General features: G+C 73.2%; 13 protein-coding genes. 3 read left to right on the plus strand and 10 right to left on the minus strand.

Features of this window, described 5'->3' with window-relative positions:
• Positions 1-46: 46 nt before the first annotated feature.
• The 4 genes from ME121_RS14105 to ME121_RS14120 form a co-directional block, all read right to left on the minus strand.
• Positions 47-1,306, minus strand: a complete 1,260-nt coding sequence (locus tag ME121_RS14105; protein ID WP_012321278.1) for an N-acetylmuramoyl-L-alanine amidase — start codon at positions 1,304-1,306, stop codon at positions 47-49.
• A gap of 136 nt (positions 1,307-1,442) precedes the next feature.
• The gene (locus tag ME121_RS14110) at positions 1,443-2,006 is read right to left on the minus strand and encodes a hypothetical protein (protein ID WP_012321277.1); all 564 of its coding nucleotides are present in this window, start codon (positions 2,004-2,006) and stop codon (positions 1,443-1,445) included.
• A gap of 193 nt (positions 2,007-2,199) precedes the next feature.
• Positions 2,200-2,556, minus strand: a complete 357-nt coding sequence (locus ME121_RS14115; RefSeq protein WP_012321276.1) for a phasin — start codon at positions 2,554-2,556, stop codon at positions 2,200-2,202.
• 339 nt (positions 2,557-2,895) lie between these two features.
• The gene (locus ME121_RS14120) at positions 2,896-4,158 is read right to left on the minus strand and encodes a glycosyltransferase (protein WP_053622589.1); all 1,263 of its coding nucleotides are present in this window, start codon (positions 4,156-4,158) and stop codon (positions 2,896-2,898) included.
• 123 nt (positions 4,159-4,281) lie between these two features.
• Here ME121_RS14120 and ME121_RS14125 point away from each other — a divergent pair, with 123 nt between their 5' ends.
• Both ME121_RS14125 and ME121_RS33640 read left to right on the plus strand, forming a co-directional pair.
• Positions 4,282-5,547, plus strand: a complete 1,266-nt coding sequence (locus ME121_RS14125) for a glycosyltransferase family 4 protein (RefSeq protein WP_012321274.1) — start codon at positions 4,282-4,284, stop codon at positions 5,545-5,547.
• Positions 5,548-5,661: 114 nt separating this feature from the next.
• Positions 5,662-5,838 (plus strand): hypothetical protein, encoded by a 177-nt coding sequence (locus ME121_RS33640; protein ID WP_012321273.1) that lies wholly within the window; start codon positions 5,662-5,664, stop codon positions 5,836-5,838.
• A gap of 30 nt (positions 5,839-5,868) precedes the next feature.
• Here ME121_RS33640 and ME121_RS14130 read toward each other — a convergent pair whose 3' ends face one another.
• The 5 genes from ME121_RS14130 to ME121_RS14150 form a co-directional block, all read right to left on the minus strand.
• Positions 5,869-8,358: a putative bifunctional diguanylate cyclase/phosphodiesterase gene (locus ME121_RS14130; protein WP_089231239.1), complete on the minus strand. Its 2,490-nt coding sequence runs from the start codon at positions 8,356-8,358 to the stop codon at positions 5,869-5,871.
• Between the two features lie 94 nt (positions 8,359-8,452).
• Entirely contained in the window at positions 8,453-10,135 is a 1,683-nt protein-coding gene (locus ME121_RS14135) for an acyl-CoA dehydrogenase family protein (protein WP_029358655.1), read from the minus strand.
• A gap of 232 nt (positions 10,136-10,367) precedes the next feature.
• Positions 10,368-10,574 (minus strand): hypothetical protein, encoded by a 207-nt coding sequence (locus ME121_RS14140; protein ID WP_012321270.1) that lies wholly within the window; start codon positions 10,572-10,574, stop codon positions 10,368-10,370.
• A 117-nt stretch (positions 10,575-10,691) separates the two neighbouring features.
• The gene (locus tag ME121_RS14145) at positions 10,692-12,242 is read right to left on the minus strand and encodes an FAD-dependent oxidoreductase (protein WP_059409029.1); all 1,551 of its coding nucleotides are present in this window, start codon (positions 12,240-12,242) and stop codon (positions 10,692-10,694) included.
• Positions 12,243-12,355: 113 nt separating this feature from the next.
• Positions 12,356-13,264 (minus strand): DMT family transporter, encoded by a 909-nt coding sequence (locus tag ME121_RS14150; protein ID WP_059409030.1) that lies wholly within the window; start codon positions 13,262-13,264, stop codon positions 12,356-12,358.
• A 273-nt stretch (positions 13,265-13,537) separates the two neighbouring features.
• Between ME121_RS14150 and ME121_RS14155 the strand changes: the two genes are divergently transcribed.
• Entirely contained in the window at positions 13,538-14,425 is an 888-nt protein-coding gene (locus ME121_RS14155) for a YihY/virulence factor BrkB family protein (RefSeq protein WP_012321267.1), read from the plus strand.
• Positions 14,426-14,524: 99 nt separating this feature from the next.
• On the opposite strand, the gene ME121_RS14160 is transcribed toward ME121_RS14155, so the two are convergent.
• On the minus strand, positions 14,525-16,300 hold the full coding sequence (locus ME121_RS14160) for a glucan ABC transporter ATP-binding protein/ permease (protein ID WP_012321266.1): 1,776 nt from the start codon (positions 16,298-16,300) through the stop codon (positions 14,525-14,527).
• Positions 16,301-16,618 lie beyond the last annotated feature (318 nt).

Genomic DNA, 16,618 nt, shown 5'->3' on the forward strand with positions numbered 1-16,618 from the left:
GGCGGCCGTGCGACGGGGCGTCGGACGTCCCGTATCGACACTCTATCTATGGTGAAACTGGGGCGGCGGCGGCCGCGCGGCGCGTCGGGGCCGGCCGGCCGAGCGTGGCGCGGTTGGTGAAGAACTGGTCGATCGCCTTGGCCATGGAGCCGGTGACGTCGGCCCGCCACTCCGGCGATTGCAGCATCTCCAGGTCGCGCTTGCTGGAGAGGTAGCCGAGTTCCACGAGCACGCTCGGCACGTCGGGGGAGCGCAGCACCACGAAGCGCGCCTCCCGGTGGGGCTTGGCGCTCATCTTCATCACGGGGGCGAGCTGGCCCATCAGCGTGCGGGCGAAGCCCGACGAGAAGCCCCGCGTCTCGCGCAGGGTCAGCTCCTGCAGGATGTCGGCGATGTCCGGCGGCGCCTCGGCGGCGTCGACGCCCGCGGCGGAATCGGCCCGGTTCTCGCGCTCGGCGAGCTTGGCGGATTCGGCGTCCGTGGCCTTCTCGGAATTGGTGTAGATCGTGGCGCCGCTCACCTGGGGCGCCGCCGAGATCGAGTCCGCGTGGATCGACACGAACAGGTCGGCCCTGGCGTCGCGGGCGAGGCGCACCCGCTCGGCCAGGGGCACGAACACGTCGCGGTCGCGGGTCATCCGGACCCGGTAGCGGCCGCCCGCCTCCAGCTTCGCCGCGAGGGCCTGGGCGAAGCCGAACACGATGTCCTTCTCGAACACGCCGCCCACCGCGATGGCGCCGGGATCGGTGCCGCCGTGGCCGGCATCGACCATGATCAGCGGCCGCTGGTCGGCGGGCTCCGGCGGCGCGGCGCGGGCCTGGGCGGGGGCGGGATCGGCGGTAGCGGCGGCCTTGCGGAACGCGTCGCGGTCGGCGCGCTGCAGCGGGATCGTGAGCAGAACCGCGCCGTCGCGCGGCCGCGTCGCGGTCTCGATCTTCCCGACGGTGGCGGGCGCGGTGAGGTCGATCACGATGCGGGACCGCCCGGGCGCGAACAGGCCGTAGCGGAAGCTCTGCACGAGGCCGTCGCGGCGGCTGCCGGTCCCAGAATCGAGCTGGAAATTGACCTCGGGCAGGTCGATCACCGCCCGGTCGGGCCGCTCCATCACGAAGCCGCGGGCCTCCACGGCCCGGGACAGCGTCAGGGTGAGGCGCGTGGTGCCGGCCTGGCTCGCGAGGTCGGCCCCGATGGCGACGGCCGGCTTCTCGCCGGTCTGCGCGGCGACCGGCGCCCCCGCCAGCGCCGGCAGGAGCGCGACGGCGAGGCGGAGCCATGCGGAACGGATCAGGCGCGCGCAGTTCGGCATCGGTCCGGTGTCGTCTCCCGTGCCCTCCGTTAAGGCATGGGACCGACTTGGTTAACGGGGGGTTGCCGTCGCCGGTTCGATCCGGCCGGCCTTGTGGCCGGGATGCGACAAGTCCGGGCCTCCCGCGCGCGGCGCCTCAGCGGTACGCGACGACCCGGCTCGCCTGCCCGACCACCGTGACCCAGCAGGTCAGGGACGCGTCGGCGGCCCGCTGGACCTCGCCGACCTGCAGGCGGATGAGGTCGGCCGGCGAGCGGGCGCCCGAGAGCGCTCGCAGATGCGCGACGGCCGCCTCGCCCTCGCCGCGCACGTAGCGGGCGATGATCGAGCCGATCTCGGCGACGTCGAGGCGGTCGGGGGTGAAGACGATGCGGTTCGCGGCCGCGGCGCGGCCCGGACCCGCGGCGGTCACCGGCGGGAGGGCGACGTCGATCGCGGCCTCGGTCACCGGGTCGGACGAGGCTCCCACCGTGCCGTCGGGCGCAGTCTCGCCCGCGATGTCGGACCCCGCGTCAGGCGTCACCTCGGGCGTCACCTCGGCCGGCGGCGCGGCGGCCTCGACGGGCCGGTCGGTCGCCGGGTCGGGCTGATCCGCCGCGACCGGGGCGTCGGCGGCCTGGATCTCGGGGGCGGCCGACGCGTCCTGCAACGGCTGGGGCGTCCCGGCGGGACGGCTCCTCGGTCGACGCGGCTTTCCCATCGCGCGATCTCCTCCTGTCGGCGTCAGCCCGTCCCGACGGACCGGCGGCCGGAGGTCGTGCGCGGCCGGCTCGCCGGCGGTGTCGGCGCCGGGCCCGTGACGCCCGGGCGTCAGAGCGGGGGATCCGGCGGCCCTCGGGCGGCCCCCCGGATCCCGATCCTCGAGCCCCGATCGCGGATCGGGGCGGCCGGCCTCAGCGGGCGGCGGCGTTCTGCGCGAGGGCGCCGTAATCCTTCGCCTGGGCCTGGAGAGCGGCGAACTGGCTGCGGACGAACTCGGACTGGAGCTCGAACGCCTCGCGGAGGTCCTTCGTGCGCACCAGCTTCTGGGCGAAGTCGAAGGTCGCGTTGGCGTTGGTCTGGGCGTGATCGAACCCCTTCGCGACCGCGGCGCTGAGGGTCGACTGGAAAGTCTGGCCCGAGGCCTGGACCTGCTCGGCGGCCTTCACGGCGTTCGCCATCATGGTGCCGACGGCGGTCCGGGCCTGATCGACGCTCTTCTCCGCGAAGTCGCGCATCTCGGTCGGGATCTCGAAGTTCGGGGTCTGCATCGATGTCTCCAGCATCATCCTTGGAGCGGGACGCCGCATGCGTCCGCGTTGACGCACCTCTATATGTTGCACTGCAACAAGAAGTCAAGTGCAGGTTTGGGGCGCGCCCGCGGGACCGGAAGCCCGATAAAATGCCGATTCGATGATCTCACGAAGTCGTCCGACCGTGGGCTCGATCCGACAGCAGGTTGCGACCAAGCTGTGCCATTTACACAGTCAGCTAAGATTGCTGATCGCGGCGGCGACCCGCTTCGCAAAAAACTATCTCGCTGTCCAGGGCGGTGCGAACGGATCGTGAATTCTTCTGGTATGCCAAATATCCCGCACGCGCCAGGACCGTTACTCCAGGGCCAGCGCCGCGGGATGCTGCATCGCACCAGCCGCCGATTCGATCAGACGGGCGTAGAGCCCGCGGAGCGCCGCCGCGTGCGCGCCCAGGTCCATCGGCGCCGCCCGGGCGAGCCGGGCCGCCTCGGCTCCGAGCGCGTCCGCCAGGGCGTGGTCGCGGAGCGCCGTGAACGCCTCGGCGAGGGGCACGATCTCCGGCGCGACCACGAATCCGGTCCGGCCGTGCCGGACCTTCTCGGCGGCGCCGGAGCGGTCGGAGGCCACGACCGGGATGCCGGCCGCCAGCGCCTCGTAGACGGTGAGCGGCCCGGTCTCGTACCAGCGGGACGGCGCGGCGAGCGCCCGGGCGCGGGCCCGGAGCGTCGCCCAGACCGCTTCGGGCCGCTGCCATCCGATCACCTCCACGCCGTCCCGGGCGCGCAGCTCCGCCTCCAGGGGCCCGGCGCCGATGAACAGGGCCGGGAGCCCGGCGGCCCGGGCGGCGTCGGCCACGAGGTCGGCGCCCTTCTCGCGGGTGAGGCGACCCACGTAGGCGATCGCGTCGCCGCGGGCGGGCTCGGCCGTCGGGCCTTCGGGAAGCCGGACCGGATTGTCGACCCGGTGATGCGTCAGGGCGTAGCCGCCGAGGAGGGCGCCCAGCCGCTGCCGGCTGGCGTCGCAGACATGGACGACGTGGAGCGGGCGGTGCCGGCCCGCCCGGCCGACGGCCCGCCGCAGCGTCGCGGCGCGGGCGACGCGCACGGCCTTGTGCACCCGGCTGCGCGGGTCGCAGGGCGCCGCGAGGCACGCGGCCGACAGGGGCGCGAGCCCGCAGGGCTCGGCCCGGTCGAAGCGGTAGTAGACGCCGTTCGGGCAGGCCAGGGCGTAGTCGTGCAGCGTGACGACCAGCGGCACCCCGGTCCCCGACAGGACCGGGAAGATCGCCGGCGACAGGGTCCGGGTCCACTGATGCAGGTGGACGCAGTCCGGCGGCGCGGCGAGGCCGGCGAGGGCCGCGGCGAGGCGGCGGGCGGCGGCCGCGTGCCAGATCCCGGCAGCGGCGGCCCGCGCGGCGCCGAGCGACCAGATGTCGGGCAGGCCGAGCTCGATCCGGCGAATGCCGGCGTGGTCGAGGAGCGGGTCGACGGGACCGGGGATCGCCTGGATGTAGGTGACGGCGAGGCCGGCCTCGGCGAGGCCGCGGGCCGATTCCAGCGCCACCTTCTCGGCGCCGCCGCTGGCGGCCGCGAACTCGGCCAGGATCACGACGTGCATGGTGACCCTCCCGGGGATCGATCGGTCGCGCGCGCCGGGAGGATGGAGCAGACCGGTTTACGAGCGATCAACCGCGGCCGGATACAGGTGTCGGTCCCGGTTCGCAGCGGCGGAAGTCCTGACGTGCACGTCGTCCTCGTCGCAGACCACGCCGCGATCAACGGCGGCCAGGCCAAGGTCGCCATCGAATCCGCCCTGGGCCTCGCCGCCCGGGGGATCCGCGTCAGCCTGTTCGCCGCGGTCGGCCCGGTCGATCCGCGGCTGGAGCCGGCCGGCGTGCGGGTGGTCTGCCTGGATCAGGACGACGTGACCACGGCGCGCAGCAAGCTCGCCTTCGCGGCCCAGGCGATCTGGAACGGGCCGGCCTGCCGCGCCCTGGCGGCGGAACTCGCCGCCTGCGATCCCCGCGACACGCTGGTCCACGTCCACGCCTTCGCCAAGGCGCTGTCGCCGTCGATCGGCGTGGCGCTCCGGGCCTCCGGGCTGCCCTGCCTCTACACGATGCACGAGTTCTTCCTCGTCTGCCCGACCGGCGGCTTCTACGCCTACCCGGCGCAGCGGATCTGCCACCGCACCCCGATGTCGCCCGCCTGCATCGTGGCGAATTGCGACGCGCGCAGCTACCCGCGCAAGGTGGCCCGGATGGTCCGCCACGCCGGCCTCGCCCACGTGGCCCGGCTGCCGGAGCTGTTTGCCCACGTCGTCACGATCAGCGACCTGCAGGAGAGCGTCGTGCGGCCGCTCCTGCCCGGCGGCACCGCCTTCCACCGGGTCGACAACCCCATCGCGGTGGCGCGGGCGCCGGTACACGACGGCCCGCCGGGCGACTTCCTGTTCGTCGGGCGGATCTCCACCGAGAAGGGCGCGCCGATCTTCGCCGAGGCGGCCCGGCGGGCGGGGGTGCGGGCGGCCTTCGTGGGCGACGGCCCCGAGCGGGCCGAGCTCGCCGCGCGCTATCCCGAGGCGGCGATGCTCGGCTGGCGCGACGCCGCGGCCGTGCAGGCGCTGATGCGGCGGGCCCGGGCGCTGGTCTTCCCGAGCGTCTGGTACGAGGGCCAGCCGCTCACCGTCTACGAGGCGCTGGCCTGCGGCGCGCCGGTGATCGTCAGCGACGCCTGCGCGGGCCGCGAGGCGGTGGCCGACGGCGAGACCGGGTTCTGGTTCCGCTCGGGCGACCCGGACGATCTCGCCGCGCATCTGCGCCGCCTGACCGACGACGGCCTCGCGGCCCGGATGGGCCGGGCCGCCCACGAGCGCTACTGGGCCGCGCCCCTGACCCTGGACGCCCATCTCGACCGGCTCGAGGCCGTCTACGGGACGGTGCTGCGCGAGGCCGCCGCCCGCGCGCGGGCCCACGGCCCGCTCGGGCGGCCGCTCGCGACCGCCTGACTTCCCGACCCGCCAGATCGACGCGCGTCCCCGAAAGATCGGAAACACCCGCCCTTCCTCGCGTTGATGCGCACCGGCACCCTTGCGTGCCTCCGTCACGGACGAGCGAGCGACATGGCCGAGACCCACAAGCCGAACGAGACCAAGCCGGGCTTCCAGCAGGGCAGCGCCAAGCCGGGCGACGCCAAGAACCCCGACAACAAGCAGGAGAAGCTGAACGAGCGCCTGGACGACGCCCTGGAGGAGACCTTCCCGTCGAGCGACCCGGTCTCGGTGAAGATCACCAAGTAGGCCCGCGGAACCGGCGCGGGCCGGGCGGCGTCAGGCCGCCCGGTCGTCCGGGACCGTCGCCCGCGCGCGGTCGATCAGGCGGCGGGCCTCGGGGCCCGGGACCGCGCGGCTGAACAGGAAGCCCTGCACCTCGTCGTAGCCCTCCGCGCGGAGCATCGCGAGCTGCTCGGGGGTCTCGACGCCCTCGGCGGTGGTGGCGATGCCGAGGCTGGTGCCCAGGCTCGCCACCGCCCGCACGATCGCCGTGCAGTGGGTGTTCTCGCCGACCTGGCTCACGAAGGAGCGGTCGAGCTTGATCTTGTCGAACGGGAAGCTGCGCAGGTAGCTCAGGCTCGAATAGCCGGTCCCGAAATCGTCCATCGCGATCCGGATCCCCATGGCCCGCAACGCGTGCAGGGTCGCGAGATTGGCGGCGCTGTCGGCGAGCAGGACCGATTCGGTGATCTCCAGCTCCAGGCGCCGCGGGTCGAGCCCCGTGACGGCGAGCGCGCCCCGCACGGTCTCGACCAAGCTGCGGTTGCGGAACTGGATCGGCGACAGGTTCACGGCGAGCCGGATCGTCTCCGGCCACGCCGTCGCCTCGGCGAAGGCGGTCTGCATCACCCAGGCGCCGATCGGCACGATCAGGCCGGTCTCCTCGGCGAGCGGCACGAACTCGGCCGGCGAGACCGGGCCGTGCTCCGGGTGGTGCCAGCGCAGCAGCGCCTCGAAGGCCAGGATCCGGTCAGAGCGGGCATCCATCAGCGGCTGGTAGACCAGCGAGAACTGGCCGCGGGCGAAGGCCTCGCGCAGCTCGTTCTCGCGCCGCCGCCGCGCCTGCACCCAGGCATCCATCTCCGGCTCGAAGCACCGGAAGGTGCTGCCGCCCTCGGCCTTCGCCCGGTACAGGGCGAGGTCGGCGTTCTTCATCAGCGTCTCGGGATCGGTGCCGTCCCGGGGCAGGCAGGCGACGCCGATGCTGGTGCCGATGTGGCAATCCTGGCCCTCCAGGCGGAAGGGCCGGCCGAGTTCGGCGATCACCCGGGCGATCAGCCCGTCGGCCAGCGCCGGGAGATCCATCCCGCGCACCAGGATGGCGAACTCGTCGCCGCCGAGCCGGGCCACGAGGTCGTCCTTGCGCAGGCAGCCGGCGATCCGCTCGGCCGCCTCGCGCAGCAGCGCGTCGCCGACCGGGTGGCCCAGCGTGTCGTTGACGATCTTGAACTTGTCGAGGTCGAGGCAGAGCAGCACCGCCTCCTCGCCGTCCCGGGCGTGGCGGGCGATCGCCTCGCCGAGGCGGTCCCGGAACAGCACGCGGTTCGGCAGCCCGGTGAGGGCGTCGTGGTGGGCCATGTGGGCGATGCGGGCCTCGGCCCGGCGCCGCTCGGTCATGTCGATGGCGGCCTCGAGCACGGCCTGCCGCCCCTCGAACGGCATCGCCCGCTGGAACAGGGAGACCTCGATCGCCGAGCCGTCGGCGCGACGGTGGAGCGAGCCGGCGGCGGGCAGGCCGAGCTCGGTCGCCTCCTCGGCCGCGATGGCGAGGTCGGCCGGCGCCCGGCTCAGGAACTGCTCGCGGCTGTAGCCGTAATGGGCGACGGCGGCGTCGTTCACCGCCAGGAAGCGGTCGCGCGCGTCGGCCACCACCCACATCGGCACCGGGTTGTTCTCGAACAGGAGCCGGAACGAGGCCTCCCGGGCCTTGATGTCGCCGACATCCGTCATGGTGACCGAGAGAAGATCGCCGACGCAGCCCGCCTCGACCTTGAGGTAGAGCGTGCCGCCGTCGGACCGGGGGCGGCTCAGCTCGAAGGCCGAGCGCCCGCCCCGCTCGACCATGGCGGCGAGCGTCGCGATCGTCCGCGCGGTGATCGCCCCGGGGAAGAGCTGGCCCACGCGCTGCCATTGCAGGGCGGCGGCGGGGCGCTCCAGCAGGCGCTCGGCGCCGCGGTTGAGGGCGACGATCTTGAAATCGATCGGGCGGCCCGCGGCGTCCCGGATCGTGCTGAGGGCCAGGATGCCCTGGTCGGTGGCGGTGAACATCGCCTGGACCAGCTCGGTCCGCACGCTCGCCCCGTCGAACCCGATCAGCACGAACGGCTCGCCCCAGCGGTTGCCCAGGGGCACGCCGACCAGGCGGGTCGAGGTCACGACCCCGGCGGCGAGGCGATCGCACCGGCCGTAGGCCGGCTGGCCGGACGCGAGGGCGGACGCGACCATCTCGTCGACGGGCTCGCGCAGCTCGATCGCGAGCGCGTCGACCGGGAGGGTCTCGGCCGACGGCCCCTCCGCGCCTTCGGCACCCTGCGCGAGCCAGGCGCCGAAGGCCTGGCCCGCCCAGAGGATCCGGGCGGCGCGCCCGGCGCGGGTCGTCACCAGGGCGGCCCGGTCGGCGAGGCGGCCGAGGCTCCCGAGAACGACGGCCTCGTAGGACGGGATCGGCGCCCCCGGCGTCCGGCAATCCTGCCAGTGCCGGAGGAGGTTCTTGCCTGTCTGACCGTCGTCGTGCTGCGCGCTCACCGAGCCGCCCCAGTTGTTCACCGGGGGCCAGGAAGCGGGGACTTCGTTTAAGCCGGGTTCATGAGCCGACTTATAATCCCATGTTACGTACTATTCCCCAGTTTTAGCCGAGTCTTCAGGCGGATTCGAGCAGCCGGCGGGCGATCACCTGGGCCTGGATCTCCGCGGCGCCCTCGAAGATCGAGAGGATGCGCGCGTCGCACAGGATCCGGCTGACCGGGTACTCGAGCGCGAAGCCGTTGCCGCCGTGGATCTGGAGGGCGTTGTCGGCCGCCGCCCAGGCGACGCGGGCGCCGAGCAGCTTCGCCATCCCGGCCTCCAGGTCGCAGCGCTTGCCCTCGTCCTTCTCGCGGGCCGAGAAGTAGGTGAGCTGGCGGGCGATGTTGATCTCCACCGCCATCATGGCGAGCTTGTCGGCCACCCGCGGGAAATTCACCAGCGCCTTGCCGAACTGGACCCGCTCCTCGGCGTAGCGCAGGCCGACATCGAGGGCCGACTGGGCGACGCCGATGGCGCGCGCCGCGGTCTGGATGCGGGCCGACTCGAAGGTCTGCATCAGCTGGGCGAAGCCCTTGCCCTCGACCTCGCCCAGCAGGTTGCCGCCCGGCACCGCGAAGCCCTCGAAGGCGAGCTCGTACTCCTTCATGCCGCGGTAGCCGAGCACCTCGATCTCGCCGCCCGACAGGCCCTGGACCGGGAACGGGTCCTCGTCGGTGCCGCGCGGCTTCTCGGCGATCAGCATGGAGAGGCCCTTGTGGCCCTTCTCCTCGGGCTTGGTGCGGACGAGCACCGTCATGATGTCGGCGCGGACCGGGTGGGTGATCCAGGTCTTGTTGCCGGTGATCTTCCAGACGTCGCCCTCCTTCACCGCGCGGGTGCGCAGGCTCGCGAGGTCGGAGCCGGTATTGGGCTCGGTGAAGACGGCCGTCGGAAGAATGTCGCCGCTGGCGATCTTCGGCAGGAAGCGCTGCTTCTGCTCCTCGGTGCCGCCGCACAGGATCAGCTCCGCGGCGATCTCCGAGCGGGTGCCGAGCGAGCCGACGCCGATATAGGCCCGGGACAGTTCCTCCGAGACCACGCACATGGCGGTCTTCGGCAGGCCCATGCCGCCGTACTCCTCGGGAATCGTCAGGCCGAAGACGCCGAGCTCGGCCATCTTCTGCACGATCTCCATCGGGATGTAGGCGTTCTTCAGGTGCCACTCGTGCGCCTGATCGACCACCTCGGCCTTGCCGAAGCGGCGCATCTCGGAGCGGATCGCCTCCATGTCCTCGTCGAGGCCCGAAGCGCCGACGGTCGCCGAGCCGCCGCCGTCGCGCATCAGCGCCACCAGGGCGGCGCGGTTCTCGGGGGTGTTGCCCTCGGCGATCAGGGTCTCGACCGCGTCCGTGCGGTACTGGGCCACCTCCTTGGCGGAGAGGCCGAGCGACCCGGTCAGGCGGACCATCTCGCCCTGACTCATCGGGATGCCGGAGAAGAGCTGGTCGAGATACTCGCCGGCGCCGATCCGGACGAGGAGCGCCTCGATCTCGCCGAACCGGCCCTCGGCCTGGAGTCGCTCGGCGTAGCCGCCGAGCTCGCTCACCGCCTCCGCGTAGGTCGCGAGCCAGGCGAGCCCGTGGGCGGCGTGCTGCTGGCCCTCGAGCTTGGCCGCGTCGATCCGCCCGTCCGTCCCGAGGATCCGCGTGCGGACCCGGCGCGTGGCCTCGGCGGCCAGCGCTTTCGCGCTCTCACCGGCGGCCTTGGTCAGGGACACGAGATCCTGCGGCTCGGTCTGGATGGCGGGGGATGCGGACATGGTTTTCTGCTCGCGTGGCGTCTTCTTGGATCGGGTCTTTTAACCTGTCGCGGTCCGGAGCCGAAGCAGATTTCGTTTGGCTCGTCTTGAACTCAAGTTGAATACCGGGGCTGGCGGGCCGACGCGCGGCCGCGCGAAGTCAAGGCCGGACCGGCGCGCCGACGCGCGACGGCCCGGACACTGATGATCGTGCCTCCAGCCCGCCGAAAGCTGTTCGCGAGACGGCGTCGGCTCAGCGCCTCTGCTCGCACCGGGTCTTCAGGTAGGACCCGTCCTCGCCCTTGAAGCCGGCATTGGCCGCCAGGACCGGCCCCTGGACGAGGCATTCCTGGAGCGTGTGGGCCGGGCCGGTGACCACGTCGATGGCGGTCTCGCGCGAGCAGTCCGGCGCCTGGACGGAGGCGGCGCAGATGAGGGCGACGACGATGATCTGGTTCATGGGGCCTCCCGGCGGGCCCGGCTCTCGAGACGGCGGGCGTCTACCGAAAGAGGGACCGCCGGACCTGGTTCCACCGGCCCGGCCGCGCTGATGTCGCGCTGCTGTCGCGCCGCGGCATCACACCAGGGCGGCGAGATCGGCGCCGGCCTCGATCTGGTCGGGGCCGGGCACGCGGCCCTCGCCCAGCAGGTGGAGGAACGCCGTGAAGGCCGGGTTGCGGCCGATGCTGCAGGCCGCCACCGCGCAGTTCTCGCGGACGTAGTAGGCGATGAAGTCGAGCGCCGCCGGGTCGCCCTGCAGGATGATCCGCTCGAAATCCGGCGCGTAGCCGCCGTAATCCAGGCGCTTGTCGCCCTGGTTGCTCCAGAAGAACGGCGCGCCCGCGAAGGCGCCGGTGGCGCCGAGCATCGCCCGGGCGACGTGCGTGCCGTGCTGCTGCGCCAGCCGCCAGTGCTCGATCCGCGCCGTGACGCCGCTGCCGCGCTCCGGGAAGGACGCGATGTCGCCCGCGACCCAGACGTTGTCGGCGAGCCTCAGGTCGGCGCCGACCGGGAGGCCGCCGGCCTCGTCCGGCTCCACCCCGGCGACGATCCCGGTCTCCGGCGCGGCGCCGGCGCCGATCAGCACGAGGTCGGCCGGGAGCCGCGCGCCGTCCTCGGTCTCGACGGCCTCGACCGACCCGGTTCCGGCGATCCGCGCGACCGTGCCGGTCACGAAGGTCACGCCGTTGCCGGCGTGGTAGCGCTTCAGCGCCGCGCCCACGGCCTCGCCGAAGCGCTTGGCGAAGGGGATCTCCTCCCGGGACAGGACCGTCACCGACAGGCCGCGCTTGGTCAGGAAGGCCGCCGCCTCCAGGCCGATGAAGCCCGCGCCGATCACCACGACGCGCGTCGCCCGCTCCGCCGCGGCGCTGAGCCGCACCGCGTCGTCGAGGCTGCGCAGGGTCATCACGCCGTCGCGGTCCTTTCCCTCGAGATCCGGCACCACGGCGCGGCTGCCGGTGGCGATCAGCAGCGCGTCGCCGGTGAGCGTGCGCCCGTCCGCCAGCGCGACGCTGCGGCCGGCCGGATCGACCCGCGTCGCCTCGGCCACGACCCGCTCGACGCGGTGGGCGGCCGCGAAGTCCGGCTCCAGCAGGGTCTTCTCCGCGGGCGTCGGCTTGGCCAGGAACTGCTTGGACAGCTTGGTCCGGTCGTAGGGCGGGTGGCCCTCGCGGCCGACCATCGTGATGGTCCCCGCGAACCCGTCGCGCCGGAGGGTGGTGATGCAGGCCACGGCCGCCGCGCCGGTGCCGACGATCAGGACCGTCCCGACCGGGGCCTCGGCCCGCCGCGCCGGGACCGGCTCGGGGGTCAGCGTCGCCACGGCCTCGCCGCCCTCGATCCGGACGGGATAGCGGGTGAGCGCCTCCAGCGCCGGCGGCTCCTCCAGGCCGCCGTCGGCGACCGCGAAGGCCGCCTTGTGCCAGGGGCAGTAGAGCCGGCCGCCGCAGATCTCGCCCTTGGCCAGCGGCGCCCCGAGATGCGGGCACTTCGCCTGGAACGCGCGCACGCCGTCGGCGTCGCGCACGAACAGCACCGCGTCGTCGCCGGCCTTGCCCTCGGCCTTGCCGCCGAGGGGGATCGCGTCGAGGGCGAGGCGAACCTCGCGGGGCTTGTCCTGGTTCATCCTCGCCTCGCGCGGTGCCGGCCCGGGCCGAGCCGGCCCGCGCGCACCAAACCGCGAGGGCGCGAAGGGTTTCCGCGCCTTCCGTCGCAGGGGCGGCGGCCTCAGCGGCGGCCTCAGCCGCGACTCGCCACCGCCACGCCGAGGGCGGCGAGCGCCATGCCGGCGCCCTGCACCGGGGTCAGAACCTCGCCGAACAGCAGGTAGCCGAGCACGGCCGCGACCGGCGGCACGAGGAAGAACAGGGCGGCGACGCCCGCCACCGCCCCCCGCCGGATCAGCACCAGCAGCAGCAGGATCCCCGCGACCGAGTTGACCAGGACCGCCCAGCCGAGGCCGAGCCACAGGGCCGGCGCCGGGTCGAACGCGGTGCCGCCGAAGGCGAGCGCCAGCGGGATGGCGCAGGCCATGCCGCCGACGAACTGGAGGGTCGCGCCGGCCAGGAGATCGACCCGGCCGCCGGTGCGCTTCTGCCAGAGCGTGCCGAGGGTCAGCGCCAGCACCCCCAGGAGGCTGACGGCCAGCGCCGCCGGCGGGATCCCGGACGGGTCCGTGGCGCCGAGCTTCGGGGCGAGCACGAGGCCCGTGCCGACGAAGCCCATGAGGATCCCGAGCGCGCGCCGGCCGCTGACCCGCTCGCCCAGCAGCGGCTGCGCCAGGAGCGCGGTGAGCAGCGGCTGGAGGCTGCCGACGAGGGCCGCGATGCCGGCCGGCAGCCCGTGGCTCACCGCCCAGAAGACGCCCGACAGGTAGACCCCCTGCATCAGGAAGCCCGCGATGACCGGGTCGCGCCATCCTGCCCGGTCCCCCGGCCAGCGCACCCGGGTGGCCGCGGCGATCAGCGCCAGCACCAGGGCGACGGCGGTGAAGCGGACGGCCGTGAAGGCGAGCGGATCGACGTGCGGCACCACCGCCCGGGCCGAGATGAAGCCCGTGGCCCAGATCGGGATGAACAGCGCCGGAAGGGCGCCGGACGCGAGCATCGACGGGCGTGGGAGCATCGGCATGGCCGCCGGACGGAGCATGCCGGCGCGCCTGGCGCAACGGTGATCTCGCCGGCCGGGCGAGGCGCGGCTATGGCGCGGCTATGGCGCGGGCGAGGCGCGGCCACGGCCGGCGCCGGCGTGGCGCGGAGGCGTCACCGGCCGCCGATCGGGACCGGAGCGGGCCGGCGGCGTTGACGCGCGGGTGCCGGCGCCGTTCATCGGCGGGCCTCTCCCCGAGAGGATAGCCCCGAGGATCGCGCGATCGAGGATGGTTGGACACCCGTGAAACCTCTCCGCAGCGGATTACAGGTCATGGGCGTCGCCGCGCAGCGCTTCGTCTCCCACGACGGCTGGGCGATCGCGAGCCACATCGCGCTCTCGAGCCTGACCTCGCTGTTCCCGTTCCTGATCCTGCTGGCGGCGCTGGCCGGCCTGTTCGGCACGCAGTCGCTGGCCGACGAGGCCGGGGTGCTGATCTTCGACGCGTGGCCGCGGGAGATCGCCAAGCCGATCGTCGGCGAGGTCCACCGGGTGCTCACCGAGCAGCGCAGCGGCGTGCTGACGCTCGGCGCGCTCTTCGCCCTGTACTTCTCCTCCTCGGGCGTCGAGAGCCTGCGGGTCGGGCTGAACCGGGCTTACGGCCTGCGCGAGAGCCGGCCCTGGTGGCTGACCCGCCTCGAATCGATCGGCTACGTGATCTGCGGCGCCTTCGCGATGCTCGCCTTCGCGCTGCTCGTGGTGCTGGGGCCGCTGATCTGGCGCAACGTCGTCCTGGTGGCGCCCGGTCTGGAGCCCCTGAGCCTGACGGTGGCGATCGGCCGGATCGCCGTCACGGCCCTGCTGCTCGCGGTCGTGCTGGTCATCGCCCACAAGTTCGTCGCGGCCGGGCGGCGCTCGATCCTGTCGGTGCTGCCGGGGATCGGGGTGACGCTGGTCCTGTGGTTCTTCGCCGGCCTCGGCTTCGGCTACTACCTCGACCGGTTCTCCAACGCCTACGCGTCGACCTACGGGGGGCTGGCCACCGCGATGGTGTTCCTGGTCTTCCTCTACTGGCTCGCCGCCATGTTCCTGTTCGGCGGCGAGATCAACGGCACGGTCATCGCCGCCCGCCGCAGCCGCCTGCAGGCGAAGATGCTGGCGCGCCGGGCCGAGATGGAGGGCCGGAGGGCCGGAACGGGTGCCTCGGGGTCGGGCGCCTGATCCCGAGGGATGCCGGCCCTCACCCGCGCCCGCGCGGGAACAGGAGCGGGGCTCCGCGCGCGATCCCGGCGACGCGGTGCGCCCGGCGGCGGCGCGTCCTCACGCCGCCAGCGCCAGCCCCTCCTCGGCATCCGCCTCGGTCGCCATGAACTGCGCCCGGGCGAGCTCGGCGAAGCGGCCGCCCTCGGCCACCAGCTGGTCGAAGGTCCCGGCCTCGACGATCCGGCCCTCGTGGAACACCAGGATCCGGTCGGCGTCGCGGATCGTCGCGAGGCGGTGGGCGATCACGAAGGTGGTCCGCCCCTCCATCACGGTCTCCAGGGCGCCCTGGAGCTTGCGCTCGGTGGCGGCGTCCAGCGCCGAGGTCGCCTCGTCGAGGATCAGGATCGGCGGGTTCTTCAGGAGCGCCCGGGCGATCGAGAGCCGCTGGCGCTCGCCGCCCGAGAGCGACCGGCCGCGCTCGCCGATCACCGTGTCGAGCCCGGCGGGCTGGCGCGCCATGAAGGCGCTGGCCTGGGCCCGCTCCAGGGCGTCGAGCATCTCGGCGTCCGTGGCGTCGGGGCAGCCGACCTGCAGGTTCTCGCGGATCGAGCGGGCGAACAGCATCGGCTCCTGGAACACCACGCCGATGTTGTGGCGCAGCGAGGCGAGGCCGACGTCGCGGATGTCCATCCCGTCGATCCGGATCGAACCGGCAGCCGGGTCGAAACTGCGGTGCAGGAGGCCGAGCGTCGTCGACTTGCCCGAGCCGGTGGTGCCGACGAGCGCGATCGTCTCGCCGGGCTTGGCGGTGAACGAGACGCCGTCGAGCGCCTGGCGCCTTCCGTCGTACGAGAAGGCGACGTCGTCGAAGGTGACCGCGCCCTCGAACCGGGCGACCTGCCGGGCGTGCGGCCGGTCGGCCACCGCCGGGACGGTGTCGTAGATCTCGAAGAACTCGGCGATCTTCGGGGCCTGCTGGAACAGGCCGTTGACGAAGCCGACCACGTGGTCGAGCCGGGCCACGAAGGCGGTGGCGAGGCTCATGAAGGCCACGACCTCGCCCACCGTGGTGGTGCCGGCCTGGTAGAGCCAGATGCCGGTGACGAAGATCGCCGTCATGGTGATGGTCGCCGACGCCCGGGTCGCCACGTTCGCCAGCGCCCACCAGGACAGGACCGGGATCTGCGCGGCGAGCAGGTTGGTGATGATGCCGCGCATCGCCTCCTTCTCGGCCTTGGCGCGGGTGAAGGACTGGATCACCGCGACGTTGCCGAGCGCGTCGGAGGCGTGGGCGGCGAGCCCCGAGTTGAACGCCTCGACCTGCCCCTGCAGCGTCTCGGTCCGGCGCATCACGAAGGTGGTCAGCGCCGTGAAGGCCAGCACCAGCACCACCAGGATCGAGCCGAGCTGCCAGTTGATGAACAGGGTCATCGGCAGGAGCACGCCGAGCGAGACCAGGGCGACGAGGTGGTCGCGGAAGAAGCCGAGCCACAGCCACGCCATGCCGTTCGTGCCCTCCAGCATCGCCTTCAGGACGCGGCCGGAATGGTTGGCCGAGTGGAAGGCGAGCGGCAGGTCGAGGACGTGCTCGAAGTAGCTCGCCATCGACGACAGGCGGTTGCGATGCGCGAGCCGGTCGGCGTGGAGCGCGATGAACACGCCCGCCGCGATGGTGAAGAAGCCGAACGCCACCCAGGCGGCGAGCAGGGGCAGCATGGTGCCCATGGCGTCGCCGCCGCGCTTGAGATGCGTCAGCTGGTCGATGATCCGGCCCATCAGCAGGGGCTCGGCGAAGGCCGCGATCGCCAGGACCACGTTGGTGACGGCCAAGCCTATGGCCAGCCGCCGCTCCGCCTTCAGGAAACCCAGGACCCGCCCGTACAGACGAACCATCGTACCGCTCCGCCACCCCTGGCGCGGCCCGTGTGACCCGGGTCTCACGCCTTCACCGAGGAGATCCGCGCGGCCGGCATAAGCGCCAGATCCGAGTCAAACCCCTCGTACGAAACGGGTATGCCAGCGCCTGCCTGAACGGGCGATGACGGGCCGATACAGGTTCGAAACAGTCGCCCTCACCGTTGCTTCAGCAAAGTTTCCCGAAGGTTGACGCGGCCCCCTCGCGTCCCGGCTGCGAGGGCGGTGCCGCTCCACCCGGAGAGCCCGCCGGATCATCGTCCACGGATCGCGCAACCGGCACCCGACTGCTCGGCG

The organism is Methylobacterium sp. ME121 (genome assembly GCF_000974725.1).
GTDB classification, from domain to species: Bacteria; Pseudomonadota; Alphaproteobacteria; order Rhizobiales; family Beijerinckiaceae; genus Methylobacterium; species Methylobacterium radiotolerans.

Coding starts and splice junctions, on each gene's coding strand:
- ME121_RS14160 (WP_012321266.1), bottom strand. CDS start 16,300: ATGGTTCGTCTGTACGGGCGGGTCCTGGGTTTCCTGAAGGCGGAGCGG.
- ME121_RS14105 (WP_012321278.1), bottom strand. CDS start 1,306: ATGCCGAACTGCGCGCGCCTGATCCGTTCCGCATGGCTCCGCCTCGCC.
- ME121_RS14150 (WP_059409030.1), bottom strand. CDS start 13,264: ATGCTCCGTCCGGCGGCCATGCCGATGCTCCCACGCCCGTCGATGCTC.
- ME121_RS33640 (WP_012321273.1), top strand. CDS start 5,662: ATGGCCGAGACCCACAAGCCGAACGAGACCAAGCCGGGCTTCCAGCAG.
- ME121_RS14135 (WP_029358655.1), bottom strand. CDS start 10,135: ATGTCCGCATCCCCCGCCATCCAGACCGAGCCGCAGGATCTCGTGTCC.
- ME121_RS14155 (WP_012321267.1), top strand. CDS start 13,538: ATGGGCGTCGCCGCGCAGCGCTTCGTCTCCCACGACGGCTGGGCGATC.
- ME121_RS14115 (WP_012321276.1), bottom strand. CDS start 2,556: ATGCAGACCCCGAACTTCGAGATCCCGACCGAGATGCGCGACTTCGCG.
- ME121_RS14120 (WP_053622589.1), bottom strand. CDS start 4,158: ATGCACGTCGTGATCCTGGCCGAGTTCGCGGCCGCCAGCGGCGGCGCC.
- ME121_RS14140 (WP_012321270.1), bottom strand. CDS start 10,574: ATGAACCAGATCATCGTCGTCGCCCTCATCTGCGCCGCCTCCGTCCAG.
- ME121_RS14110 (WP_012321277.1), bottom strand. CDS start 2,006: ATGGGAAAGCCGCGTCGACCGAGGAGCCGTCCCGCCGGGACGCCCCAG.
- ME121_RS14145 (WP_059409029.1), bottom strand. CDS start 12,242: ATGAACCAGGACAAGCCCCGCGAGGTTCGCCTCGCCCTCGACGCGATC.